The organism is Isoptericola dokdonensis DS-3 (assembly GCF_001636295.1).
In the GTDB taxonomy this organism is placed as follows: domain Bacteria; phylum Actinomycetota; class Actinomycetes; order Actinomycetales; family Cellulomonadaceae; genus Isoptericola; species Isoptericola dokdonensis.
The window spans coordinates 2488524-2513201 of the sequence record NZ_CP014209.1 but is presented as its reverse complement, the minus strand read 5'-3'; the positions used below and the strand labels follow the sequence as shown (position 1 = coordinate 2513201).

The window sequence follows — 24678 nt, the reverse complement described above, 5'->3', positions numbered from 1 at the left end:
CACGATGGCAGAAGTGGTGTCGGTGCCGGTCACCGTCCCAGCCACGCGAGCCAGCCCCCGTGGTCCGTGATGTCCCGGCCGCCCCGCGCCGCCTCGGCGTGACAACCGAACCCGACGACCCACTCGCCGTCGTCGAGCTCCACGCGGCCCAGGTTCATCGGTGCCGGCAGGTTCGCCAGGAACGAGCCCAGCGCCCCCGTCGAGACCTCCCACAGCTCGCCGGCCACGGAGGCGCCCGGCGTGCCGACCCGCTCCAGACCGGGCTTCGCCGGCACGGTGTCCAGCTCGGTCAGCGCGTAGCGCGGCGCCGTGGACGCGGGGCCCACCCAGCGTGCGCCCCGCGACTCGAGCTCGCCCGCGAGCGGCTGCCCGCGCAGGTGCGCCCCGACGACCAGCAGGCGCTCGGTGGCGACGCCCGCCGCGACCGGCCACGGCGACGCGGGCTCCGGCAGCGGTGACGCGGCCCCCGCGCCGGCGACGGGCTCGGCGGCGAGACCGACCCGGCGCGCCAGGTCCAGGGCGACGGCGTCGTGGAACGTCCGCGCCACCACCGTCACGCCGAACTGGGCGCCGTCCGCCGTCCCCGAGGGCACCGCCACCGCGCACAGGTCGAACAGGTTGCAGAAGTTCGTGAACGTCCCCACCCACGAGTTGACGCCCACCGGGTCGGCCGCGACCTCGGCCGCCGTCGGCTGTCCGGGCGCCGTGGGCACCAGCAGGGCGTCGAACCCGTCGAGCAGCGCCATCGAGGTGGCCCGCAGCTCCTCCAGCCGCTCCAGGTCCCGCACCAGGGCGCTCGCCGTCGGGGTCCCGGCACGGTGGATGATGCCCGCGACGGTCGGGTCGAGCGCCGGGTCGCCGGCGTGCGCGTCGACGAACGCGCCGACGGCGGCGTGCCGTTCGGCCACGAGCGCACCGCCGTACAGCAGGGTCGCGGCGGTGAGGAACGAGGTGAACGGGACCGCCTCGACGACGCAGCCGTCGGCGCGCAGCCGCTCGGCCGCGGCCTCGAACGCCTCCGCCCAGCCCGGCGCCATGCCCGGCAGCTCGTCGGGGACCGCGACGCGCGCCGCCGCCGGGGCGGCCAGCGGGACGTCCACCGGCCACGCCCGTGTGCCCGGGCCGCCCGCCATGACGCCCATGGCGACCGACGCCGTGTCGAGGTCGCGCGCGAAGATCGTCACCGCGTCCCACGACCGGCACGCCGGCACCACGCCCTCGGTGGACACCACGCCGAGCGTCGGCTTGATGCCGACGATCCCCTGGAACGCCGCGGGCACGCGGCCCGACCCGGCGGTGTCCGTGCCGATCGCGAGGTCGGCCTCGCCGAGCGCCACGGCCACGGCCGACCCGGAGCTCGACCCGCCCGACACGTACGCCGGGCGGCGGGCGTCCCGCACCCCGCCGTACGGGCTGCGCTGCCCCACCAGCCCGGTGGCGAACTGGTCGAGGTTGGTCACCCCGACGACCGTCGCGCCGGCTGCCCGCAGCCGGGCCACCGCGACGGCGTCCGACGCCGCCGGTCCCGTCGCGTACGACGGGCAGCCCGCCGTCGTGGGGAACCCGGCGACGTCCACGTTGTTCTTCACCGCGAGTCGCAGCCCGGCCAGCGGGCCCGCCGCGGCCACCAGGTCCCGCTCGACGTCGGCCGCGTCCCGGCGGGCGATCCAGGCCTCCGGCCGCGCGCTCACGCCGCCACCTCCTGCTCGTCGACCGGGCCGAGCACGACCAGCGCGTCGCCGGGCGCCACCTGGGTGCCGGGCGCCGCACCGAGCGCCGTCACCACGCCGGAGCGCGGGGCCGTCACCGCCGTCTCCATCTTCATCGCCTCCAGCGCCACGAGGGTCTGACCCTCTTCCACGACGTCGCCCACGGCGACCTCGACCTTCCACACCGTCGCGACGAACGGCGCGTCGACCCGGGCGCCGCCGTCCGGCACCTCCACCTCGACCGACTCGGGGACCACGGCCTCGGCCGCGGCCTCCGCTCGGTCGAACTCGCCCGCCGCCTCCCACGCCGTCCGCTCGGCCGAGAATGCGGCCTGCTGGCGCTCGCGGAACGCCTCGATGGACGCGGCGTTCTCGTCGAGGAAACGCTGGTGCTCGGCGAGCGAGAACGTGTCGTCGACGATGTCGACGGACCCGCGCCCGGCGGCCAGGTCGGCGCGCAGGTCGAGCAGCTCCTCCGGGGAGACGGGGTACCAGCTGATCCGGTCGAAGAACCGCAGCAGCCACGGCGACCCGGGCTCGAACGGCGCCGTCGTGCGGTGCCGGCTCCACACCTGCGTCGTGCGACCCACGAACTGGTAGCCGCCCGGGCCCTCCATGCCGTAGATGCACAGGTACGCGCCGCCGATGCCGACGGAGTTCTCCGCCGTCCACGTCCGGGCCGGGTTGTACTTGGTGGTGACCAGGCGGTGGCGCGGGTCCAGCGGGGTCGCGACGGGCGCCCCGAGGTACACGTCGCCGAGCCCGAGCACCAGGTACTCGGCGTCGAACACCGTGCCGTACACGTCGTCCACCGAGTCCAGGCCGTTGACACGGCGGATGAACTCGATGTTCCACGGGCACCACGGGGCGTCGTCGCGCACACCCGCCATGTACCGCTCGATGGCGAGGCGGGTGGCCGGGTCGTCCCAGCTCAGCGGCAGCCGCACGCGCCGGCTCGGCACCACGAGGTCGGTGGCGCCGGGGAGCGTGGCCTCCAGCTCGACGAGGATCCCCAGCAGGCGCGAGACCGGCAGCACGTCGGGGTCGACGTGCACCTGGAGCGACCGGATGCCGGGCGTGAGGTCGAGGATCCCGGCGGGTGCGGCCTCCACGAGCGCGGTGTGCAGGGCGTGCACGCGGGCGCGCAGCGCCAGGTCGAGGACGATCTCGCCGTACTCGACGAGGATGTTGTCGTCACCGGACCGCCGGTACGTGACCGCCGGGTCGCCGTCGCGGCGCAGCAGCACGCCGTCGTCGCCGTCCCCGCCGGGCAGCAGCACGGGCAGGTCGAGAGAGCGGGGCGACGGCGCGACGGCGGTGCGCACCGGCACGAACGACACGGTGTCGCCGGGGCGGAGCTGGCCGAGCTTCCAGCGCTCGGCACTGACCACCGTCACCGGGCAGACGAACCCGCCGAGGCTGGGGCCGTCGGGACCGAGGAGGATCGGGGTGTCGCCCGTGAAGTCCAACGACCCCACCGAGTAGGCGTTGTCGTGAATGTTCGACGGGTGCAGGCCCGCCTCGCCGCCGTCGCGCCGCGCCCAGGTGGGCTTCGGCCCGACCAGCCGCACCCCGGTGCGTGCCGAGTTGAAGTGCACGCCGTAGCGGGTGCCGTAGAGGGTGTCGAGATCGGCGCGCGTGAAGAACTCCGGTGCGCCGTGCGGCCCCTCGGTCACCGCGAGGTCCCAGTGGGTGCCGAACCGTGGGCGTCGCGCCGGGTCGATCGGCCCTGTCGGAGCGACCTCGGCCCCGGTGGTGCGCAGCACGTCGCCGGGGCGCAGCGCCCGCCCGCCGTGCCCGCCGAACTGCCCGAGCGTGAACGTCGCCGCGCTGCCCAGGTAGTCCGGCACGTCGAGGCCGCCGGCGAACGCCACGTAGGTGCGCAGGCCCGCCGTCGCGTCGCCGACGTCGAGCACGCCGCCGGCCGGCACCGCGACCGGCTCCCACTGCGCCACCGGCCTTCCGTCGACGGTCACCAGGGCGGGGGCACCGGTCACGCAGACCGTCGTGGCGTGCGTGAACCGCAGCGCCGGGCCGGTGGCCGTGCACTCCAGGCCGGGGGCGTTCTCGTCGTTGCCGAGCGCCAGGTTGGCCAGCCGCAGGGAGCGGTCGTCCATCGCGCCGCTCGGTGGGACGCCGACCTGCCACAGGCCGAGGCGGCCGGTGGCGTCCTGGACGGTCGTCATGAGCCCGGGCCGGTCCACCGTGACGCGGGGCTCGGGGTCGCCGACGGCGTCGAGCGTTCGCGTGCTGTGCTCCACGGCCCGGACCTCGGGCAGCTCGGTGGAGGCGCGCAGCAGCCCGAGGTTCACCTCGATGCCGTCCACGCGCGTCCGGCCCAGCGCTGCGTGCAGGCCGTCGAGGGCGGCGTCGCGGTCGGCGGCGCTCACGATCACCTTGGCGAGCAGCGGGTCGTAGGCGGTGGACACGTCCGTGCCGGTCTCGGCCCAGGCGTCGACGCGCACGCCCGGCCCGGTCGGCAGGTCGACGCGGGTCAGCAGGCCGGCCGACGGCCGGAAGTCCAGCGCCGGGTCCTCCGCGTACACGCGGGCCTCGACGGCGTGCCCGCGCACCGGCACGGCACCGAGCCCCGTCGCGGGGTCGACGTACGGGTCCAGCAGGTCCGTCCGGCCACCCGCGAGCTCCAGCATCCACGCGACGAGGTCGACGCCGGTCACGGCCTCGGTGACGGGGTGCTCGACCTGGAGCCGCGCGTTGACCTCGAGGAACGACGCCTCCTGGCGCTCGGCGTCGTACACGAACTCCACGGTGCCCGCGGACCGGTAGCCGACCGAGGCGGCCAGGCGGCGCGCGGAGTCCTGGAGGAGCGCGCGGACGTCGTCGGGCAGCGCCGGCGCCGGTGCCTCCTCGAGCACCTTCTGGTGGCGGCGCTGCAGCGAGCAGTCGCGGTCACCGAGCGACACGACGGACCCGGCGCCGTCGCCGAACACCTGCACCTCGACGTGCCGGGCGTGCTCGACGTACCGCTCGGCGAACATCCCCGTGGAGCCGAAGCTGTGGGCGGCCATGCGCCGCACCCGCTCGTACGCGTCCCGCAGCTCGTCGGCGTCGCGGCACACGACCATGCCGATGCCGCCGCCACCGCCGGTCGCCTTGAGCATGACGGGGTAGCCGAGCGCCTCGACGGCGGCGACCGCCTCGTCGGCGTCGGCCAGCAGACCGGTCCCGGCGAACACGGGCACGCCCGCGGCCTGCGCGGCGGCGCGCGCCGTGTGCTTGGTGCCGAAGACGCGCAGCTGCTCCGGCGTCGGGCCGACGAACGCGATCCCGGCGGCCTCGACGCGCTCGGCGAACGCGGCGTCCTCGGACAGGAAGCCGTAGCCGGGGTGGATCGCGTCGGCGCCGGTCTCCGCGGCGGCGCGCAGCAGCGCGTCCACCGACAGATAGCTCTCCGCCGGGGGCGTGGGGCCGAGCAGGACGGCGGTGTCGGCGAGGTGCACGTGGGCGGCGCCGCGGTCGGCCTCGGAGAACACGGCGACGGTGCGCAGGCCGAGGTCGCGGGCGGACCGGACGACGCGGCACGCGATCTCGCCGCGGTTGGCCACCAGGACGGTGCGGGGCTCAGGCATCGATCGTCACCACCATCTCGGCGCGGGTCGGGTCGAACCCGTTGCACGGGTTGTTCACCTGGGGGCAGTTCGAGACGACGACGAGGGTGTCCTTCTCGGCGCGCAGGCTCACCGAGAGCCCGGGGGAGGAGATGCCGTCGACGATGCCGAGGGCGCCGTCGGGGTCCACCGGCACGTTCATGAACCAGTTGACGTTCGGCACGTGGTCGCGCTTGCCGAGGCCGTGACGGCTCAGCTCCCGCAGGAAGTTCTCCGCGCAGGCGTGCTGGCCCCACGTGTGGTGGCCGTAGCGCAGCATGTTCGACTCCTTCGAGCACGCCCCGCCGAGCGTGTCGTGGCGGCCGACGTCGTCCGCGACCACGGTGAGCAGCGGCGCGTACTCGTTGTCGCGCAGCACGCTGCCGGTCGTCAGGAAGATCGAGTCCTGGCCCTGGAGGGTCGCCTGCGCCGAGTAGGCACGGGAGGTGTCGTGGGCGTCGTAGGCGAGGAAGTCCACCGCCTGGTTGCCGTCGAGGTCGACGACGGTCAGCACCTCGCCCGCGCGCAGCACCCGCGACCACGGGGCGCGGGGCGCGACGATCGCGCGGTAGATCTCGGTCCGTCCGTCCAGGATGCTCATGCCAGACCCCGTCCCTTCAGGTGGTCGTGGGTGTTCTCGAACGCGCGGCGGCCCTCGGGGGTCGCCGTCCACAGGTCGTCCTCGGGCGCGGTGGGGCGGTCGCGCCAGGCGACGATCTCCAGCGGCGTCGAGGTGTACGTCTCGCGCGGGTCGAGGGGGTGCGCCGCGTTGGCGATCAGCAGCACGACCGGCATCTCGGTGCGCAGCGTGACCGACGCGCCGGGTCCGGCGGAGCCCTCGAAGCGGGGGCGGCCCGCGTCGTCGACGCGCACGCCCTGGAAGAACGACACCGACGGCGGGACGTCGCGCCGCCCGAGCCCGTGCTTCGCGGCACCCAGCACGAACAGCTCGCGACCGGCGGGCGAGGGGCCCTCGGGGGAGCCGTCGCCGTACCGCTGCTCGTTGCGGGCCTGGGTCGAGGTCCCGTACAGGGTGTCGTGGTGGCCGGAGGTGTCCTCGACGACGGACGCGAGCACGCGGGCCTGGTCGCTGAGCAGGAGCCGGCCGGCGCCCGAGTACACCTGCCACTGCACCTTGACGGTGTCGGCGACGTTGAGCCGCTCCCACGGGGCGTCGGCGTGGAAGAGCAGGACGTGCGCGCAGGCGTCGCCGGCGACGTCGGTGAGCCGCACGGTGGTGCCGCGGGCCAGCACGCGGTGCGCGTAGCCGCCGCCCGCGACGCGCTCGGCCCAGACGAGGCGGCCGGGGTCGACGTGGGCGGGCGGCCGGGGCCAGGTGGTGGCGGGGACGGCGGGGGCGTCCGCGACGACGGTCCCCTCCTGCGCCCTGGCGTGCGCCCGGGCGCCGGCGGTGGTGCCGGTGCCGACCGGGGCTTCGGCCTGCTGCGTCATGGTCTCGCCTCCTACTTTCTTTCGAGTGATTGAAAGTCAAGAGGTCGACGATGTTCCCGGCGTGCCGGCCGTGTTAACGGTGCGTAACGACTTGTCAGGGCGAGGGGGCGGTCACTCTGGTCAGACAAGTGAGAAACTTGTATGCTCACCACGAGCGGGGGCCGTCCCGCGAGGGCCGCCCAGGCCCGGCAGACCGCGAAGGAGCACGATGCCGTACCGACCCGATGCCGTCCGGAGCGTGGAGCTCTCCACCCTCACCCTCCCGCTGGCCACGGCGATCTCCGACGCGAAGGTCTTCACCGGCCGCCAGAAGCCGATGACCGAGGTGGTGTTCCTCGTCGCCGAGATCACCACCGAGCAGGGTCACACCGGCCTCGGCTTCTCGTACTCCAAGCGGGCGGGCGGGCCCGCCCAGTACGCGCACGCCCAGGAGGTCGCCTCCGCCGCGATCGGCGAGGACCCGAACGACATCGCGAAGCTCTACACCAGGCTGCTCTGGGCGGGAGCCTCCGTCGGCCGGTCCGGCGTCGCCACCCAGGCGCTCGCGGCGATCGACATCGCGCTGTACGACCTCAAGGCCAAGCGGGCGGACCTGCCGCTGGCCAAGCTGCTCGGTGCCCACCGCGACTCCGTGCGCACCTACAACACGTCCGGCGGGTTCCTCAACGCGAGCATCGGCGAGGTCAAGGACCGCGCCACCCGCTCGATCGAGGAGGGCATCGGTGGCATCAAGATCAAGGTCGGCCTGCCCGACAACCGCACCGATCTCGCGCGCGTCGAGGCCGTACGAGAGCACATCGGGCCCGACGTCCCCCTCATGGTCGACGCGAACCAGCAGTGGGACCGCACCACCGCCCTGCGCATGGGCCGCCGCCTGGAGCCGTACGACCTGGTGTGGATCGAGGAGCCGCTCGACGCCTACGACGCCGAGGGTCACGCCGCGCTCGCCGCGGCCCTGGACACGCCGATCGCGACGGGCGAGATGCTCGCGTCCGTGGCCGAGCACGAGCGCCTCATCGCGACCCGGGCGTGCGACATCATCCAGCCCGACGCCCCCCGCGTCGGCGGGATCACCCAGTTCCTGCGGCTCCTGACCCTCGCCGACCAGGCGGGCCTCGACCTGGCACCGCACTTCGCCATGGAGATTCACCTGCACCTCGCGGCCACCTACCCCCGCGAGCCGTGGGTCGAGCACTTCGACTGGCTCGACCCGCTCTTCGAGGAGCGCCTGGAGACGAAGGACGGCCGGATGCTCGTCCCGGACCGCCCTGGGCTCGGCGTCACCCTCACCGACCAGGCGCGGGCCTGGACCACGGACAGCGTGCTCGTCGGCACGCGATGAACCCGGTCGGCGGCGGGCGAGCCCTCCGGGGCCCCGCCGCCGGCCGCGGACGGGATGGAAGCATGGGGCCATGCCACCGACCCTGAGCAGCGCCCTGGTCGCCACGCTCCGCGCGCAGATCGTCGACGGGGTGATCGCTCCGGGCGAGAAGCTGCCCAGCGAGCCGCGCCTCGCCGCCGAGCACGGCGTGAGCCGCACGGTCGTGCGCGAGGCCGTCGCCCGCCTCAACAACGAGGGTCTCGTCCACACCCGGCGGGGCAGCGGCTCGTACGCGCTGACGCCGCCGGCCGACGACGCCGGTGCCGCCCCTCTCGCCCGCACCGTCGAGGACCGCCTCGCGCTCCTCGACTACCGCCTGGGCCTCGAGACGCAGACGGCAGCACTCGCGGCGGAGCGTCGCACCCCGGCGCAGCTCGCCGCGCTGACGGCCCGCCTCGACGACCTGCGCACGGCGTACGACCACCCCTCCACCGCCATGCAGCACGACTTCGGGTTCCACCGGCTCGTCGCGGAGGCCTCGCACAACCGGTACCTGCTGGACGCCGTCGACCGGCTCGGTCCGCAGATGATCGCCATGCCGCGCGGCCGGCTCGATCCTCCCGAGGGCGACCGCTTCGTCACGGTCGTGCAGGAGCACCGCGCGGTGCTGGACGCCCTGACGGGCCAGGACCCGCTCGCCGCCGCGGCGGCGATGCGGGTCCACCTGGCCGCCTCGCGGCGGCGTCTCCTCGCGGAGACCGGGCAGGCGCGCTGACGCGCCCGCCCGGCGGAACGGTCAGGCGCGTGGCTTGACCGCCAGCACGGGGTGCTCGGCCTGGAGCAGGATCCGCTGCGCGACAGACCCCATGATGAACTTGCCGACCGGGCTGCGCCGACGCAGCCCGATGACGATCAGGCTGGCGTCGTGCGCGGCGGCCAGCTCGAGGATCTCCTCGCTGAAGTCGTCGCGGTGCGTGCCGCGCACGACCCGCGCGACGACGCCCGCGGCCGCGGCGTCGGCCAGGACGCGGGAGAGGTCGTCGTCGCTGGCGACGGTCGACTCGACGAGCGAGCCCTCCCGCGCCGAGTTGAGGACCAGGAGCTCCTCGCCGCGCAGGCGGGCCTCGGCGATGGCCGCCGTGGTCGCCGCCTCGCCCACGGCTGTCGGGACGTACCCCACGACGATGCTCATACGGATGCTCCTTCGCGGTCGATGGTGTCCTGCGCGGCGCTGCGGCGCCGGCGGGTGGAACGGATGATCGGCCAGACGGCGACGACGACGAACAGCGCCAGCAGGACGGCCGAGATCGGGCGGGTCAGGAACCCGGTGGGGTCGCCGCCGAACAGCAGCAGCGAGCGGCGCACGCTCTCCTCGAGCAGGGAGCCCAGGACGAAGGCCAGGACGAGGGGTCCGGGCTCGAAGCCGAACTTCTTCATGAGGTAGCCGACGGCGCCGAACAGGACGACCAGCAGGACGTCGAACACGGAGTTGTTGATCGTGTACGCGCCGAGCAGCGTGATGAGGGCCGTGACGGGCGCGAGGATCGCGGGCCGCACCCGCAGGATCCGCACGAAGATCCCCACCAGCGGGATCGACATGATCAGGAGCAGCACGTTCCCGATGTACATCGAGTTGACGACGCCCCAGAAGAGCTCCGGGTCCTGGTCGACGAGCTGCGGGCCGGGGGTGACGCCCTGGATGAGCAGCGCGCCGAACATGAGGGCCATGGTGGCGTTGGCGGGGATGCCGAGCGTCAGCAGCGGGATGAACGAGCTGGTCGCGGCGGCGTTGTTCGCGGTCTCCGGCCCGGCGACGCCCTCGATCGCGCCCTTGCCGAACCGGGACGGGTCCTTGGCGCGGCGCTTCTCCGTCGCGTAGGCGGCCATCGACGCGATCGTGGCGCCACCTCCGGGCAGGACGCCGAGGAAGAACCCGAGGACGGAGCCGCGGCCCACGGCGCCGGACGACTGGCGCAGGTCCTGACGTGACGGCCACACGTTCGTCACCTTGCGGGGCGCGTGCACGGCGCGGTGGCGCTCCTCCAGGTTGTAGAGGATCTCGCCGAGCCCGAACAGGCCCATCGCGACGGGGACGAAGTCGATGCCGTCGGCCAGGTCGAGGTTGCCGAACGTGAACCGCTCGACGCCGGTGAAGGCGTCGCGCCCGACGGTGGCCAGGAGCAGCCCGACGACGGCGGCGATGAGCGCCTTGACACGGGCGCCGGAGGCGATGGTCGCCACCAGCAGGATGCCGAGCAGGGCGAGCGCCGCGTACTCGGGCGGGCCGAAGTCGAGGGCGAAGCCGGCGACGAGCGGCGCGAGGAAGGTCAGGCCGACGATGGCGATGGTGCCGCCGACGAACGAGCCGATCGCGGCGATGCCGAGCGCGGTCCCGGCCTTGCCCTGACGTGCCAGGGCGTGGCCGTCGAGCACGGTGACGACCGAGCTGGCCTCACCGGGCAGCCGGAGCAGCACGGACGTGATGGTGCCGCCGTACTGGGCGCCGTAGAAGATCCCGGCGAGCATGATGATGGCGGTGACCGGCTCGATGCCGTAGGTGAGGGGCAGCAGGATGGCGATCGTGGCCGCCGGTCCGAGGCCGGGCAGCACGCCGACCAGCATCCCGATGACGACCCCGAGGAGGCAGTACAGGAGGTTGGTCGGCTCGAGCACGACCTCGAACCCGGCGACGACGTTCTGCAGGTTGTCCACGTGGCGTCTCCTTCGCGCGGGTCAGAACAGGTGGGGGACGTTGGTGCCGAGCGCCCCGACGAAGATCGCGTAGAGCGCCCCGGTCGTGACGACGGACGTGAGGACGGCGGACCGCCAGGTCTCCCCGCCGAGGAACTTCGTCCACACGAGGCAGAGCAGCAGGGACGGGATCTCGAACCCGACGACGGGCAGCAGGGCCACCATGCCGAGCAGCGTGACCAGCCCGACGACCGGGTACCAGGAGTGCCGTGTGAACTTCTCCCCGTCGCCGCCCGCACGGCCGACGACGAGCTGCGCGAGGGACAGCACGACGAGCGCGACGCTGACCGCGAGCGGCCACATGCCTGATCCCGGCTGGGCGGGGGTGCCGATCCCCAGCGCGACGGAGACGACGACGCCCAGCACCCCGAGCCCGAGGGTGACCAGGGCGGCGGCGAGGTTCGCGACGCCACCGGCGGGCGGCGGGAGCTGCTCGTCGGCCTCGGACTCGCTCTCGGCGGTGGCCCCGGTGACCACCTCGCGCAGCGTCGGTGCGTCCGCGGGCGACGCAGCGTCGTCGGCCGGGGGCGTCGGCGCGGGCTCGCGCGGCGTCGGGGTCTCGGGGTGCTGGGTCGTCATCATGCTGCTCCTCGGGCGTCGTCGGCTGGTCACTCCGTGAGGGAGATGCCGTACTCCTCGGTCAGCTCCTCGTACCTGTCGGCCAGCTCGGTCCATTCGGTGACCACCTCGTCGCCGGAGATCTCGTGGGGGGTCAGCAGCTGGTTCTCGTTGAACTGCTGGTAGGTGTCGGTGGCGATCGCCGCGTCCACGGACTCCACGAGCCGGGCCTTGACGTCGTCGGGCAGACCCTTCGGTGCGGCGAGGGCGCGGTACTGCGCGACGGGGACGTCGTAGCCCTCCTCCGCGGCGGTCGGGACGTCGGGCAGGAACTGGTTGCGCTCCTGGGAGAACGCGAGGAGCGGCACGACGTTGCCGGCGTCGATCTGCGGCTTGGCCTCGCCGAGCTGGATGGTCGCGACCTGGACCTGGTCGCCGACGACGGCGGTGAGGGCGGGCGAGCCGGAGTCGAACGGGATGTCCTGGCCCTCGATCTCCGCCTGCGCGAACAGCAGCGCCTGGGCGAGCTGGGAGCCGGTGCCGACGCCGGTGGTGCCGTAGGTGAGGTCGCCGGAGGCCGCCTCGAGGTCGTCGAGGGTCTGGAACCCGGACTCCTTGCTGGCGACCAGCACGTAGTCGTCCTGCGACAGGCCCTTGATGACGTCGAGCTCGTCGAGGCTGACGGCCTCGTCCTCGGAGACGGCCAGAGGCGTGATGGTGATGAGGGAGGCGTTGAGCAGGACGAGGTCCTGCCCGTTCGCGGGCTTGGCCGCGACCTCCTGGGTGGCGACGGCGCCGTTGGCCCCGGCGCGGTTGACGACGGGGACCGCGACACCGAGGTCGTCCGCCATGCCGTCGGCGACGGCGCGTGCGATGAGGTCGGTGGAGCCGCCGGCGTCCTGACCGACGGTGAGGGTGACGGGGCCGGACGGATAGGCGGCCGACGACCCGGCGTCGGAGCCGCCCCCGACGTTGCCGCCGCAGGCGGCGAGGGCGAGGACGGTGGCGGCGGCGGCGGCCCCGGTGAGGGTCCGGCGTGCGGGTGTCATCAGGGTTCTCCTCGTTGAGACGTCCGGTGCGGTGCGGGCACCGCAGTGCTGGGGCTTCTCGACAGTAGGGCGGTCGTACGATGCCTGTCTAAGCCAGAAACGGCATGACTTGATCCAAGGAAGGCATCAAGGAGGCGCATGTACACCCTCGACCAGGTCCGCTGCTTCGTGGCGGTCGCGGAGGAGCTGCACTTCGGGCGCGCGGCGGAACGCCTGAGCATGACGCAGCCGCCGCTGAGCCGGCAGGTGCAGAAGCTGGAGCGTGCCGTCGGCGTCGCGCTCCTCGACCGCGACAACCGGCACGTCGAGCTCACCAGCGCCGGCACGGTGTTCCTCGCCGAGGCGCGTCGGCTGCTCACCGCCGCGGACGCCGCACCGGCCCTCGCCCGCCGGATCGCGGCCGGCCGTGCGGGCGTCCTGCGGCTCGGCTTCACCGCCGCCACCGGGTTCAGCCTGCTCGGCACGCTGATGCAGACCATCTCCGAGGTCATGCCCGCCGTCGACCTCGACCTCCAGGAGCTCGTCACGATCGAGCAGATCGAGGCGATCCGGCGCGGCGAGCTCGACCTCGCGCTCGGGCGGCCACCCTTCGACGACGAGCTGTTCGACTCCCGGCTGCTGCTGTCCGAGGACCTCGTGCTCGTCGTGCCGGAGTCGCACCCGCTCGCCACGTCGTACGCGGTGCGCGCCGCGGACCTGCGCGACCTGCCGATCATCGGCCACCACCCGACGAAGGCGCGCTACTTCTACGACATGGTCGTGCGGTACGTGGACCTGTCGCACGCGGACGTCGTGCACGTCGTGAGCCAGATCCTCACGATGTGCTCGCTGGTCGGGGCGGGCCGTGGGGTGGCGTTCGTGCCCGAGTCGGCGCGGCTGCTCGGCCTTCCCGGGGTGCGGTTCCTCGAGCTGGCGGACGTGCCGCACGGCGTGGTGGAGCTGCACGCCATCTGGGACCGGACGTCGAAGAACCCTGCGCTGCACCAGCTGCTGCACCACCTGCGCTCCGACCAGGACTAGAGCGCACCCGGCAGCGATGCTCGCCCGGCATGAATCGATGCCGACTCGGGCTTGGACAGGCATCGTGATGGCTTCGTAGGTTGACCGACAGAACCATTCGCCGACGTCGACGTCTGTCACAGGAGGGGCCACGTGGCCACGTACTCACCCGCGGACCTTGCCCGAACGCTCAAGGACGGCCTGCTGTCGTTCCCCGTCACCCCGTTCACCGCCGACGGCGACGTGGACGAGGCGCGGTACCGCGAGCACATCGACTGGCAGACCAGCTTCGACGTCGGCGGGCTGTTCGCCGCGGGCGGGACGGGCGAGGGCTTCAGCCTCACGCCGACTGAGGCCGCCCGTGTGTTCCGGCTGGCCGTGGAGTCCGCCCAGGGCCGCACCCCCGTGCTCGGCAGCGCCGGCGGCAACACCGCGCAGGCCGTCGAGAACGCCCGCGCCGCCGAGGCCGCCGGGGCCGAGGGCGTGCTGCTCCTGCCGCCCTACCTCACCGAGTGCGACCAGCAGGGCCTGCTCGAGCACGCCTCCGCGGTCTGCGCCGCCACCGGCACCGGCGTCATCGTCTACAACCGGGCCAACGCGATCTACTCCGCCGAGACCGTCGCACGGCTCGCCGACCGGCACCCCAACTTCATCGGCTTCAAGGACGCCGTCGGCGACATCGAGCACCTCACCCGGGTCTACGCCCGCAACGGCGACCGGCTCTTCTACCTCGGCGGCCTGCCCACCGCGGAGACCTACGCCCTGCCGCTGCTCCAGCTCGGCATGAGCACCTACTCCTCGGCGATGTACAACTTCGTGCCCGAGTTCGCCCTCGCGTTCTACCGCGACGTCCGTGCGCAGGACCGCGACGCCGTCACCGAGAAGCTCAACAGGTTCGTGCTGCCGTACCTCGACATCCGGGACCGTGCGAAGGGCTACGGGGTGTCGATCGTCAAGGGCGGCCTGCGCGCCGTCGGCCGCGACCTGGGCGGCGTCCGCCCGCCCCTGCAGGACCTCACGGCCGCCGACGTCGACGACCTGCGGGCGCTCGTCGACGCCGCGGGCGTCCGCCCCACCGAGTCCGCCCTCACCCGCTGACGACACCGCGAAGGAAGGAAGTCATGACCCCCACCGCCGTGCTCACCGGCCACTCGATCGTCGCGGGCGCCCCGCTGGAGGGGACCGCCGGCACCGTCGTCGGCCGCGACCCCGCCACCGGCGAGGAGCTCGCCCCCGCCTACTCCCTGCTCGACCCCGACCAGGTCACGGTCGCCACGGCCGCCGCGCTGGAGGCCTTCGACTCGTTCTCCACCCTCGCGCCGGAGCCGCACGCACAGTTCCTGGAGCGCGTCGCCGACAACGTCGAGGCCGTCGGGGACGCCGTCGTCGACCGCGCGATGCGGGAGACCGGCCTGCCCGAGGCGCGGCTGCGCGGCGAGCTGGCCCGCACCACCGGCCAGCTCCGCCTGTTCGCCGCCGTGGTGCGCCAGGGCGGCCACCACGGCGTGCGCATCGACCCCGCGCAGCCCGACCGCACCCCGCTGCCCCGCGTCGACATCCGGCAGCGCAAGATCCCCGTCGGGCCCGTCGCCGTGTTCGGCGCCAGCAACTTCCCGCTCGCGTTCTCCACCGCCGGGGGCGACACCGCCTCGGCGCTCGCGGCGGGCTGCCCCGTCGTCGTCAAGGCGCACTCCGCACACCTCGGCACCGGCGAGCTCGTCGGCCGCGCCGTCGCGGACGCCGTCGAGGAGTCGGGCCTGCACCCGGGCGTCTTCTCCCTCGTGCACGGGCCCGGTACCGCGGTGGGCCGCGCCCTGGTCACCGACCCGGTGATCCAGGCCGTCGGGTTCACCGGCTCGCGCAGCGGCGGCCTGGCGCTCGTGGCCGCGGCCGCGTCCCGGCCGGTGCCGATCCCCGTCTACGCCGAGATGAGCTCGGTCAACCCCGTCGTCGTGCTGCCGGGCGCGGTGAAGGACGACGTCGACGGCCTCGCCCAGGCGTACCTGACGTCGGTCACCGGGTCGTCGGGCCAGCTCTGCACCGCCCCCGGCGTGGTGCTGGTGCCGCGCGGCGACGACGGCGACGCGTTCGTCGACGCCGTCGGCCGTGCCGCGGCGGCCACCACCGGGCAGACCATGCTCACCGCCGGCATCGCCGCGGCCTGGCACCAGGGCGTCGACGAGCTGGCCGGGCAGGACGGCGTGGAGCGCGTCGGCGCGGGGACGCCGGGAGCCGGGGAGAACGCCCCGGCTCCGCAGGTCTTCATCGCGGACGTCGCGACGTTCCTCGCCAACCCGGTGCTGGAGCAGGAGATCTTCGGCGCCGCCTCGCTGGTCGTGCGGTACGCCGACGACGACGAGCTGCTCGCCGCCGTCGGCCGCCTGGAGGGCCAGCTCACCGCGACGCTCCACCTGACCGCCGCCGACACCGCCTCCGCGCGCCGGCTGCTGCCCGTGCTGGAGCGCAAGGTCGGGCGGATCCTCGTCAACGGCTGGCCGACCGGCGTCGAGGTGGGGCACGCGATGGTGCACGGCGGACCGTTCCCCGCGACGTCCGACGGGCGCTCCACCTCCGTCGGGACGTTGGCGATCGAGCGCTTCCTGCGTCCCGTCGCCTACCAGAACCTGCCCGAGGAGCTGCTGCCCGCACCCCTGCGCACGGACAACCCGTGGCACCTCGACCGCCTGGTCGACGGCCGCGTCGAGCTCGGCGGGGGCGCGGCATGAGCGCGCCCACCGTCGCGCGGGTCCAGGTGGTGCCCGTCGCCGGGCACGACTCGATGCTGCTCAACCTGTCCGGCGCCCACGGGCCGTTCTTCACGCGCAACGTCGTGCTCGTCGAGGACTCCGAGGGGCGCACCGGGCTCGGCGAGGTGCCGGGCGGGGAGAAGATCCGCACCACGATCGAGGACGCCGGCGCGCTGGTCGTCGGGCAGGCCGTCGCCCGCTTCCGGTCGCTGCTGCGCCAGGTCGCGACGACGTTCGCCGCGCGCGACGCCGCCGGGCGCGGCAACCAGACGTTCGACCTGCGCACCACCGTGCACGCCGTCACCGGGCTGGAGTCCGCTCTGCTCGACCTGCACGGGCAGGCTCTCGGGGTGCCGGTGGCGGAGCTGCTCGGCGAGGGCCAGCAGCGCGACGCCGTGCCCATGCTCGGCTACCTGTTCTACGTCGGCGACCCCGACGCCACCGACCTGCCGTACCTGCGCGAGCCCGACGGGCCGGACGCCTGGTCGCGGCTGCGACGCGAGGCGGCGCTGACGCCCGACGCCGTCGTGCGCCTCGCCGAGGCCGCCCAGGAGCGCTACGGGTTCACCGACTTCAAGCTCAAGGGCGGGGTGCAGGCGGGCGACCTGGAGGTCGACGCCGTCGTCGCGCTCAAGGAGCGGTTCCCCGACGCGCGGATCACGCTCGACCCGAACGGCGGCTGGCTGCTCGACGAGGCGGTCCGGCTGGGCCGGCGGATGCGCGGCGTCGTCGCGTACGCCGAGGACCCGTGCGGCGCCGAGGGCCGGTTCTCCGGCCGCGAGGTCATGGCGGAGTTCCGGCGCGCCACGGGCCTGCCGACCGCCACGAACATGATCGCGACGGACTGGCGGGAGATGGCGCACGCCGTGCGGGAGCACGCCGTCGACATCCCGCTGGCGGACCCGCACTTCTGGACGATGGCGGGCTCGGTCCGCGTGGCGCACCTGTGCCACGAGTTCGGTCTGACCTGGGGGTCGCACTCCAACAACCACTTCGACATCTCGCTCGCGATGTTCACGCACGTCGGAGCCGCGGCGCCGGGCGAGATCACCGCGCTGGACACGCACTGGATCTGGCAGGACGGGCAGGGCCTGACGACGGACCCGCTGCTGATCCGCGACGGGCAGATCCGCGTGCCGACCGCACCGGGGCTCGGGGTGCAGGTCGACCCCGACCGTCTCGCCGCCGCCCACGAGCTGTACCGGGAGCACGGGCTCGGGTCGCGCGACGACGCCGTCGCCATGCAGTACCTCGTGGCGGACTGGGAGTTCGACCCGAAGCGGCCCTGCCTGGTGCGCTGACCCCGGCGGCTGCCGGCCGGGTGCTCGTCCGGCAGCCGTCCGGGCGCCGTCCGACCCGGTCCGCCCTGCTAGCGTCGCGGCATGCCTCGCCTCGGTCGTCCCCGTGCCCAGGGCCCCTCCACCTCGGGCCTCACGACCGAGCAGGACATCCTCGTCGCCGCGGCACGCCTGTTCTGCGAGACGGGGTTCGGCAGCACCTCCACCTACGCCATCGCGCAGGGCGCCGGGATCTCGCAGGCGAGCATGTACCACTACTTCACGGGCAAGCACGCGATCCTCCTCGCCCTGCTGCGCGCCACCGTCGAGCCGTCGGTCGAGTACGCCACCACGCTCGCGGGCCGCGACGAGCCCGCCGACGTCCGCCTGTGGGCCCTGTGCGCCTACGACGTCGGCCTGCTGCTGTCCGGAGAGGACAACACCGGCTCGCTGTACCTGCTCCCCGAGCTGGGCGACGACCGGTTCGCGCCGTTCCACGCCGACCGGCAGCAGCTCTACGGCGTCTACCGCAGCCTGGTCTCCGACGTCCTCGGCACGGACGAGGACGCCGCCCATCCGCAGGCCAGCCTGGTGTTCGGGCTGGTGGAGTCCGTCATCCTGCGCCGCCGCACCGAGCCGGACCTCGACGCCGCCGACGTGGCCCCGCTGCTGGCCGACGCCGCCCAGCGCCTCCTCGGCGTCCGCGAGGCCCGGCTGCGCACCGTGCGCACCCAGGCCGCGGCGCTCGCGGCCGAGCTCGCCGGCTGACCAGCCCACCTGCCTGTCGCGGGTGTGGCGCGCGGCACATGTCACGTGAATGTTCCCGGGAAGGTAGTACGCCCGAAACATGGGTGCGGCTGAATCGTGGTCACTATCTGTCGAGTGATCGAAAGTTGCTCGGCGCCGCGACCACTGCCAGGAGCACGCATGATCATCACCGGTGTCGCGCTGACCGTCCTCCTCGTCCTCGTCGTCGGCATCGCCGTCGCGCGCAAGGTCGACGGTGACAGCGCCAACTACCTCGTCGCCGGGCGCCAGCTCGGCATCCCGCTCGTCGCCGTCGCCCTCACCACCGCCGCCGTCGACTCCAACGCCACCGTGGGCAACACGGACATGAGCTCCGGGTACGGGTTCTGGGCCGGGGCCTCCCTCGCCCTCGGGCTGGCGATCTGCCTGCTGCTCGCGGGACTCTTCCTCGCCAAGCCGATGAACCGTATGGGCCTGCTGACCCTCGGCGACTTCTTCGCGCGCCGCTACAACCGTCCCGTCGAGCTCGTCGCCTCCCTGCTCATGGTCTTCGCGTTCACCATCCTGCTCGCCGGGAACCTCGTCGCGATGGGGTTCCTCGTCGAGTACTTCACCGGCATGCCGTACATCGTCGGCGTCGTCCTCGCCGTGTGCCTGGTGCTCGCCTACACGATCGGCGGCGGCCTGTTCTCCGACGCCTACACCGCCGTCATCCAGGCCGTCATCACCGGCGTCGCCACCGTCGCGCTGTTCGTGTGGGTCGCCTCCACCTGGGGCATCACGATCCCGGAGGGCATGGGCCCGTTCGACCTCGGCCAGCTCACCGACCCCGCCCAGGGCGCCGCCATCAACTGGGCCACCCTCGTCTCCCTCGGCATCGGCGACCTCGTCGCCATCGACTTCATGCAGCGCATCTTCGGGGCGAAGACCCCGGAGGGCGCCCAGAAGGCGTGCTTCATCGGGGCCGGCGCGACCGCCGTCGTCGGCGTCCTGTGGTCCCTCATCGCGCTGACCACCGTCGCCGAGCTCGGGCTGTCGGCGGCCGACGCCCCGATCATCTACCAGCTCCTCGACGACTTCGCGCCCGCGCTGCTCGCCATCCTCGTGCTGTCCGGCATCGTCGCGGCGTCCTTCTCGACGGCGTCCGGCGCGATCCTCGCGACCTCGGCCGTCGCCGTCCGCAACATCGCCGGCGTGCGCCGTGAGGTCGCGCCCGGCCACCACGACCCGCTGCTGCGCTGGACCCGCATCGCCATGCTGCCCGTCGTCCTCGTCGGCATCTTCCTCGCCGTGCGGGTCTCCCAGACCGGCATCCTGCTCACCCTCGCGTTCGACCTCATGCTCGCCTGCCTCATCGCGCCGTTCCTGCTCGGTCTGTTCTGGCGGCGGTCCACGTCGACGGCGGCGCTCGTCGGCGCGGGCGTCGGGTTCGTCGTCCGGGTCACCTTCCTCGCGCTCACGCCGACGCTCTACGGCGTGCCGAACACCCTGCTGTACGTCGACAACGACCTGGTCACCGCGGACTTCGACGGCTGGGCCACGCTGGTCGCCGCCGCGGCCGGGGTGACGGCGTTCGTCGTCACCGCACTGCTCACGCGGCCCCGCGCGGAGGAGGAGATCGACCTGCGGCACGTCGACCGCACCGCGACCGACGCACCGGTCCCGGTGACCGCCGCGCCGGCACCCGCCGGCACCTCCGCCGAGGTGCCGGTCGCCCTGCGGTCCGCCGAGCCGCTCGAGGCCTGACCGCTCTGCTCCCGGCGGCCCCGGCCGGTGCCCGTGCCACACCCCTCGGACGAGGGTGGACACCGGCCGGGACGGCTGGGAGCATCCGGGCATGACGACCGTCGGTGCCGAGGGCCCGCCCACCGCCGCACCGACGGGCGCCGGGCCGTATCTCGTCCCGCCCTGGTCGGGCCCGCGGCCCGCGTCGACGCCGCCCGGCTCTCGCCGCCGCCCGGCGGTCGACGGTCCGTTCACGCCCGAGCGGCCGAAGGCGTCGTGGGGGGTGCGGGCGATCGCGGTGCTGCTCGACTCGGCCGTGGTGGCGACGATCGTCTGGTTCGCCACGGGGGCGTCCGTGGGTCTGGCGACGCTGCCGCTGTGGGGCGGCGACGAGGACCCGCTGCCGGCCGGTACCGGGTGGTGGACCGGCGGCACGCTGCTCGCCCTGGCGGTCCTCCAGGCGTACACCGGGATGACGCCGGGCAAGCGGGCCGCCGGGATCGCCGTCGTCGACGCCGGGTCGGGCCGCCCGATCGGGCTGGCGGGCACGATCCTGCGCTGGCTGGCCCACTTCCTCGACGCGTTCCTCATGATCGGCTACCTGCGCGCCGCCTGGCACCGGGAGGGCCGCACGTTCGCGGACTCGCTGCTCGGCACCGTCGTCGTCCGGTCGACGCGCCCGCGCCCGCACCCCTGGGTGATGTGGCTGCGCCGCGTCGCACCCCGGCTGACCTGGCCGTCGTGGACCACCAGCGTCGCGGCGCTCGTGGTGTGCGCGCTCGCCGCCGCGGCGTGCCTCGTGACGGGCGGCGGCACCTCGACGGGCGCGGCGGAGACGACGTCCTGCCGCAGCGACGGACCGCTCGCCGCGACGGCGTTCGTCGAGTCGACGACGGCCCAGCGGTGGTCGTCACGGCTCGGGATCCGTCGGGTCGAGGAGCCGACGACGGTGGTCGTCGCCGGCTGGACGGCTCACGCCGTCCTGAACGACGACGGCGACAGCGCCATGGGCGAGGACACCGTCGCGGCGCTCTCGCTGCGGTCCCCCGACGGGCTGAACCTGAGCTCGACCGCCGACGGCGGAGGCGCGGTCACCGGGGACTTCCCGTCCGACGGCGCGGTGTACCTCGAGGCGTCGCTCCCCGAGCCGGTCGGGCCCGAGGTCGGGGTCGAGACGCCGTACGACATCGCCGGCTGGACGGCTCACGCCGTCCTCACCAGCGCCGACGGGACGCTCCTCGCCGACTGCGTCGTCCCCGTCCCTGTCCCCGCGCCCGTGCTCGGCCCGTGGTGAGCGCCACATTGCCGACATCTCGCCGCGCGCCGGGGCGAACCTGGCACTAGCGTCCCGGGAATGCCGAGCCGACCGACCCGCACCCCGAGCCCGAGCCCTGACCCGGGCGGTCGTGTGGGGCCTGGTCGGGTTCGTCCCGTTCCTCGTGCTCACGTGGCTGGTCCGCACGAACGGCGCCCTGCACGACCTCGACCAGGCCGTCGTGGACGCCGCGACCGCCGTCACCGCCGCGCACCCCGCCCTCGAGACGGCGCTCGTGGCGTGGTCGGCGATCACCCAGCCGGGCCTCGTCAACGCGGCCGGTGCGCTGCTCGCCCTGTGGGTGTGGCGACGCCACGGCCTGGCCTCCCGGGCGGCGTGGGCGGTGGTCACGCTCCTCGTGTCCTGGGGGCTCGTCCAGCTCGCCAAGGAGTCCGTGGGCCGTGTCCGCCCGCTGGTCGACGGGACCTTCGTGGACGCCCCCGGCTACAGCTTCCCGTCCGGGCACGCGACCGCCGCCGCCACGGCCGCCGTCACGCTCACCCTCCTGGTGTGGCCGCTCCTCGGCCCGCGCGCACGGGTCGTCGTGCCCGTCGTCGCGACCCTGCTCACCCTGCTCACCTGCGCCGACAGGATCTTCCTCGGCGTGCACTACCCGACCGACGTCGTCGCGGGCGTGCTGCTCGGCGCCGTCGTGTCGACCTCGTCCTACCTCGGCTATCGCGGGTGGAACCCCACCCGTGGCCGCACCGCACCGGAGGCCTGAATGAGCACGTTCGTCCATCGCTACGAGCTCGACACGAGCCGCCCGAGCGGCAAGCAGGCTGCGCGCGACCTCGCCGTGCGGGCGCTCGCCCCCGCCGTCGGGCTGTGGTGCCTGATCGTCGGGATCGGGTTCCTCATCGTCGAGCCGCTCGGCGACCTGCCCGCCGGTGACGGCATCGAGGGCTGGTTCGCCGAGCGGCGCACCCCCGTGCTGAACACCGTCACCGAGTGGGTCGGCCACCTGGGGATGACGCAGTTCGTCATCGCCGCCACCGCGCTCACCGCGATCTACCTGTGGTGGCGCACCCGGCAGTGGTGGTTCGCCGTGGTCCCCGCGCTCGCCGTCTCCCTGCAGGCGCTCATCTTCCTCACGTCGTCGCTCGTGGTCGGCCGCGAGCGCCCGGACGTGGAGAAGCTCGACGACGCGCCGCCGACGTCCAGCTTCCCCAGCGGTCACACCGGGGCGTCGGCCGCCCTGTGGTTCACGCTCGCGCTCCTGGCGCAGCGCATCGAGAACCGTGTGCTGCGGTGGGTCGTGACGGTCCTGTGCATGATCGTGCCGTTCGCCGTCGGCGTCTCGCGGCTCTACCGGGGCATGCACGGCCCGGCGGACGTCGCCGCGGGCCTGCTCAACGGTGCCGTGTGCGTCGTGCTGGCCTGGGGATACCTGCGCCGGGACACCCGCCGTGGGGCTGCGGGGGCCGGGCGGCAGGACTGACCGACGGTTGCCCAGGTCGCCCGAACGGGTCGGGCGTCGCAGACTGGGGAACGTTCTCACCCGCCCGCAGCGGCCCGAACCACGAGGAGGACGAGAACGATGACCGACATCCCCCAGCCCGACGACGGCACGTCCGTGCAGACCGGCCCGTCGCCCGAGGCGCAGCTCGGCTCCACGACCGACACCGGCGCGCCGGCGCAGAGCGACCGCAACAGCCTGACGGTCGGACCGGACGGCCCGATCGTCCTGCACGACGTGCACTTCCTCAACCAGATGGCGCACTTCAACCGGGAGCGCGTCCCGGAGCGGAACGTCCACGCGAAGGGCTCCGGCGCGTTCGGCGTCTTCGAGACCACCGGGGACGTCTCGGCCTACACGAAGGCCGGGCTGTTCCAGCCCGGGGTCCGCACCGAGATGCTCGCCCGCTTCTCCACCGTCGCGGGCGAGCAGGGCTCCCCCGACACGTGGCGCGACCCGCGCGGGTTCGCCCTGAAGTTCTACACCGACGAGGGCAACTACGACCTCGTGGGCAACAACACGCCGATCTTCTTCATCCGCGACACGATGAAGTTCCCGCACTTCATCCGCAGCCAGAAGCGGCGCGGCGGCAACGGCCTGCGCGACAACAACATGCAGTGGGACTTCTGGAGCCTCAACCCCGAGTCGGCGCACCAGGTCACTTACCTCATGGGCGACCGCGGCATCCCGAGGACGTACCGGCACATGAACGGGTACGGCTCGCACACCTACCTGTGGGTGAACGCGGCGGGCGAGAAGCACTGGGTCAAGTACCACTTCCACTCGAACCAGGGGGTGGAGGGGCTCACCGACGACGACGCCACCCGCATCGCGGGGCAGGACGCCGACTTCCACCGGCGCGACCTGTCGGAGGCGATCGACCGCGGCGAGTTCCCGTCGTGGACGCTGTCGGTGCAGGTCATGCCGTACGAGGACGCGAAGACCTACCACACCAACCCGTTCGACCTGACGAAGATCTGGCCGCACAGCGACTACCCGCTGATCGAGGTCGGCACGATGACGCTGAACAAGAACCCGGACAACTTCTTCGCACAGATCGAGCAGGCGGCGTTCGAGCCGTCGGCGCTGGTGCCGGGGATCGGGTTCAGCCCGGACAAGATGCTGCTGGGGCGGGCGTTCGCCTACGCGGACACGCACCGCCACCGCATCGGGGCGAACTACCTCCAGCTCCCCGTGAACCGGCCGCACGTCGACGTCAACTCCTACACGCAGGACGGACCGATGGCGTACGACCACCGCGGGGACGACCCGGTGTACGCGCCCAACTCGTTCGGTCGCGGCTACGCCGACGAGGTCGGCGTCGTCGACACGTCCTGGGAGTCCGACGGCGAGATGGTGCGCCAGGCGTACACGCTGCGGGAACGGGACGACGACTTCTCCCAGGCCGGCACCCTGGTGCGCGACGTGTGGGACGACGCCCAGCGCGCGGCGTTCGTCAAGACCGTCGCCGGCCACCTCCTGGGCGGAGTGAAGGGCGACGTCCTGGAGCGCGCGTTCGCCTACTGGAAGGCCGTCGACCCGAGCACGGGCAAGCAGATCGAGGACCTGGTCCGGTCCGGCGCGGACCTCGGCGCGCCGGGCGCGCAGCCGGGCGAGGCACGGCAGGAGGCCTCCGACCCGCTCGTCGAGCGGGACACGCACGCCGGCTGACGGTGCGCGGCGCGGGGCGGTGGGACGGACGTCCCGCCGCCCCGCCGTCGCTCCCGGCTCAGGCGAACGCCTTGCGCTGGTCCGGCACCAGGATCCAGCACACGATATAGGCGAGGACCTGGGGTCCCGGGATCAGGACGGAGAGCGCGGCGAGGACCCGCACCGTGGTGCGGCTCCAGCCGAAGTAGTCGGCGATCCCGGCGCACACGCCGCCGAGGACGCGGCCCTGGGTCGGGCGGTAGAACTTGCGGGGCTGCTGCGGGTTGCTGCTCATGCCCACGACGCTACGG

21 protein-coding genes are annotated in these 24678 nt (G+C 73.7%); 12 read left to right on the top strand and 9 right to left on the bottom strand.

What is annotated here, in order from left to right; all coding sequences use genetic code 11:
- Positions 1 to 29 precede the first annotated feature (29 nt).
- From atzF to I598_RS11725, 4 genes are read right to left on the bottom strand one after another with little or no spacing between them, the layout of a single operon-like run.
- The gene (atzF, locus tag I598_RS11740) at positions 30 to 1691 is read right to left on the bottom strand and encodes an allophanate hydrolase (RefSeq protein ID WP_068203117.1); all 1662 of its coding nucleotides are present in this window, start codon (positions 1689 to 1691) and stop codon (positions 30 to 32) included.
- Positions 1688 to 5299, bottom strand: coding sequence for an urea carboxylase (uca, locus tag I598_RS11735; protein WP_068203116.1), 3612 nt, complete (start codon positions 5297 to 5299; stop codon positions 1688 to 1690). The genes atzF and uca overlap by 4 nt, the downstream gene beginning before the upstream one ends.
- Complete coding sequence (locus I598_RS11730; protein WP_068203115.1) at positions 5292 to 5918, bottom strand: urea amidolyase associated protein UAAP2; 627 nt, start codon at positions 5916 to 5918, stop codon at positions 5292 to 5294. Before I598_RS11730 ends, uca begins: the two co-directional genes overlap by 8 nt.
- Entirely contained in the window at positions 5915 to 6769 is an 855-nt protein-coding gene (locus I598_RS11725) for an urea amidolyase associated protein UAAP1 (RefSeq protein ID WP_068203114.1), read from the bottom strand. Before I598_RS11725 ends, I598_RS11730 begins: the two co-directional genes overlap by 4 nt.
- A 208-nt stretch (positions 6770 to 6977) precedes the next feature.
- Between I598_RS11725 and I598_RS11720 the strand changes: the two genes are divergently transcribed.
- Complete coding sequence (locus I598_RS11720) at positions 6978 to 8111, top strand: L-talarate/galactarate dehydratase (RefSeq protein ID WP_068203113.1); 1134 nt, start codon at positions 6978 to 6980, stop codon at positions 8109 to 8111.
- 70 nt (positions 8112 to 8181) lie between these two features.
- A complete protein-coding gene (locus I598_RS11715; RefSeq protein WP_068203112.1) occupies positions 8182 to 8865 on the top strand; it encodes a FadR/GntR family transcriptional regulator in 684 nt (227 codons plus the stop codon).
- Between the two features lie 21 nt (positions 8866 to 8886).
- Here the strand turns inward: I598_RS11715 and I598_RS11710 are convergent, their stop codons facing one another.
- The 4 genes from I598_RS11710 to I598_RS11695 are packed head-to-tail and all read right to left on the bottom strand — an operon-like array spanning position 8887 to position 12448.
- Positions 8887 to 9282: a universal stress protein gene (locus tag I598_RS11710; protein WP_068203111.1), complete on the bottom strand. Its 396-nt coding sequence runs from the start codon at positions 9280 to 9282 to the stop codon at positions 8887 to 8889.
- Entirely contained in the window at positions 9279 to 10802 is a 1524-nt protein-coding gene (locus I598_RS11705; RefSeq protein ID WP_068203110.1) for a tripartite tricarboxylate transporter permease, read from the bottom strand. Before I598_RS11705 ends, I598_RS11710 begins: the two co-directional genes overlap by 4 nt.
- A 21-nt stretch (positions 10803 to 10823) precedes the next feature.
- On the bottom strand, positions 10824 to 11420 hold the full coding sequence (locus I598_RS11700) for a tripartite tricarboxylate transporter TctB family protein (protein WP_068205244.1): 597 nt from the start codon (positions 11418 to 11420) through the stop codon (positions 10824 to 10826).
- 29 nt (positions 11421 to 11449) lie between these two features.
- A complete protein-coding gene (locus I598_RS11695; protein ID WP_068203109.1) occupies positions 11450 to 12448 on the bottom strand; it encodes a tripartite tricarboxylate transporter substrate binding protein in 999 nt (332 codons plus the stop codon).
- Positions 12449 to 12586: 138 nt separating this feature from the next.
- Here I598_RS11695 and I598_RS11690 point away from each other — a divergent pair, with 138 nt between their 5' ends.
- From I598_RS11690 to I598_RS11645, 10 genes are all read left to right on the top strand, one after another.
- On the top strand, positions 12587 to 13468 hold the full coding sequence (locus tag I598_RS11690) for a LysR family transcriptional regulator (RefSeq protein WP_068203108.1): 882 nt from the start codon (positions 12587 to 12589) through the stop codon (positions 13466 to 13468).
- A 132-nt stretch (positions 13469 to 13600) separates the two neighbouring features.
- A complete protein-coding gene (kdgD, locus tag I598_RS11685) occupies positions 13601 to 14545 on the top strand; it encodes a 5-dehydro-4-deoxyglucarate dehydratase (protein WP_068203107.1) in 945 nt (314 codons plus the stop codon).
- Positions 14546 to 14568: 23 nt separating this feature from the next.
- Positions 14569 to 16173, top strand: coding sequence for an aldehyde dehydrogenase (NADP(+)) (locus tag I598_RS11680; protein WP_068203106.1), 1605 nt, complete (start codon positions 14569 to 14571; stop codon positions 16171 to 16173).
- A complete protein-coding gene (locus tag I598_RS11675) occupies positions 16170 to 17495 on the top strand; it encodes an enolase C-terminal domain-like protein (RefSeq protein ID WP_068203105.1) in 1326 nt (441 codons plus the stop codon). The genes I598_RS11680 and I598_RS11675 overlap by 4 nt, the downstream gene beginning before the upstream one ends.
- Before the next feature lie 81 nt (positions 17496 to 17576).
- Positions 17577 to 18239 carry a TetR/AcrR family transcriptional regulator gene (locus tag I598_RS11670; RefSeq protein ID WP_068203104.1) on the top strand — a complete coding sequence of 221 codons (663 nt, stop codon included), beginning with the start codon at positions 17577 to 17579 and terminating at the stop codon, positions 18237 to 18239.
- Positions 18240 to 18398: 159 nt separating this feature from the next.
- Positions 18399 to 19964 carry a high affinity choline transporter 1 gene (locus I598_RS11665; protein WP_068203103.1) on the top strand — a complete coding sequence of 522 codons (1566 nt, stop codon included), beginning with the start codon at positions 18399 to 18401 and terminating at the stop codon, positions 19962 to 19964.
- A gap of 91 nt (positions 19965 to 20055) precedes the next feature.
- Positions 20056 to 21237: an RDD family protein gene (locus I598_RS11660; protein ID WP_157557221.1), complete on the top strand. Its 1182-nt coding sequence runs from the start codon at positions 20056 to 20058 to the stop codon at positions 21235 to 21237.
- A 112-nt stretch (positions 21238 to 21349) separates the two neighbouring features.
- Positions 21350 to 21982, top strand: a complete 633-nt coding sequence (locus tag I598_RS11655) for a phosphatase PAP2 family protein (RefSeq protein WP_232314141.1) — start codon at positions 21350 to 21352, stop codon at positions 21980 to 21982.
- Positions 21983 to 22699 (top strand): phosphatase PAP2 family protein, encoded by a 717-nt coding sequence (locus I598_RS11650; RefSeq protein ID WP_068203100.1) that lies wholly within the window; start codon positions 21983 to 21985, stop codon positions 22697 to 22699.
- 99 nt (positions 22700 to 22798) lie between these two features.
- Positions 22799 to 24388 (top strand): catalase, encoded by a 1590-nt coding sequence (locus I598_RS11645; protein ID WP_083973218.1) that lies wholly within the window; start codon positions 22799 to 22801, stop codon positions 24386 to 24388.
- 58 nt (positions 24389 to 24446) lie between these two features.
- Here the strand turns inward: I598_RS11645 and I598_RS11640 are convergent, their stop codons facing one another.
- A complete protein-coding gene (locus tag I598_RS11640) occupies positions 24447 to 24662 on the bottom strand; it encodes a PspC domain-containing protein (RefSeq protein ID WP_068203099.1) in 216 nt (71 codons plus the stop codon).
- Between the last annotated feature and the right edge of the window lie 16 nt (positions 24663 to 24678).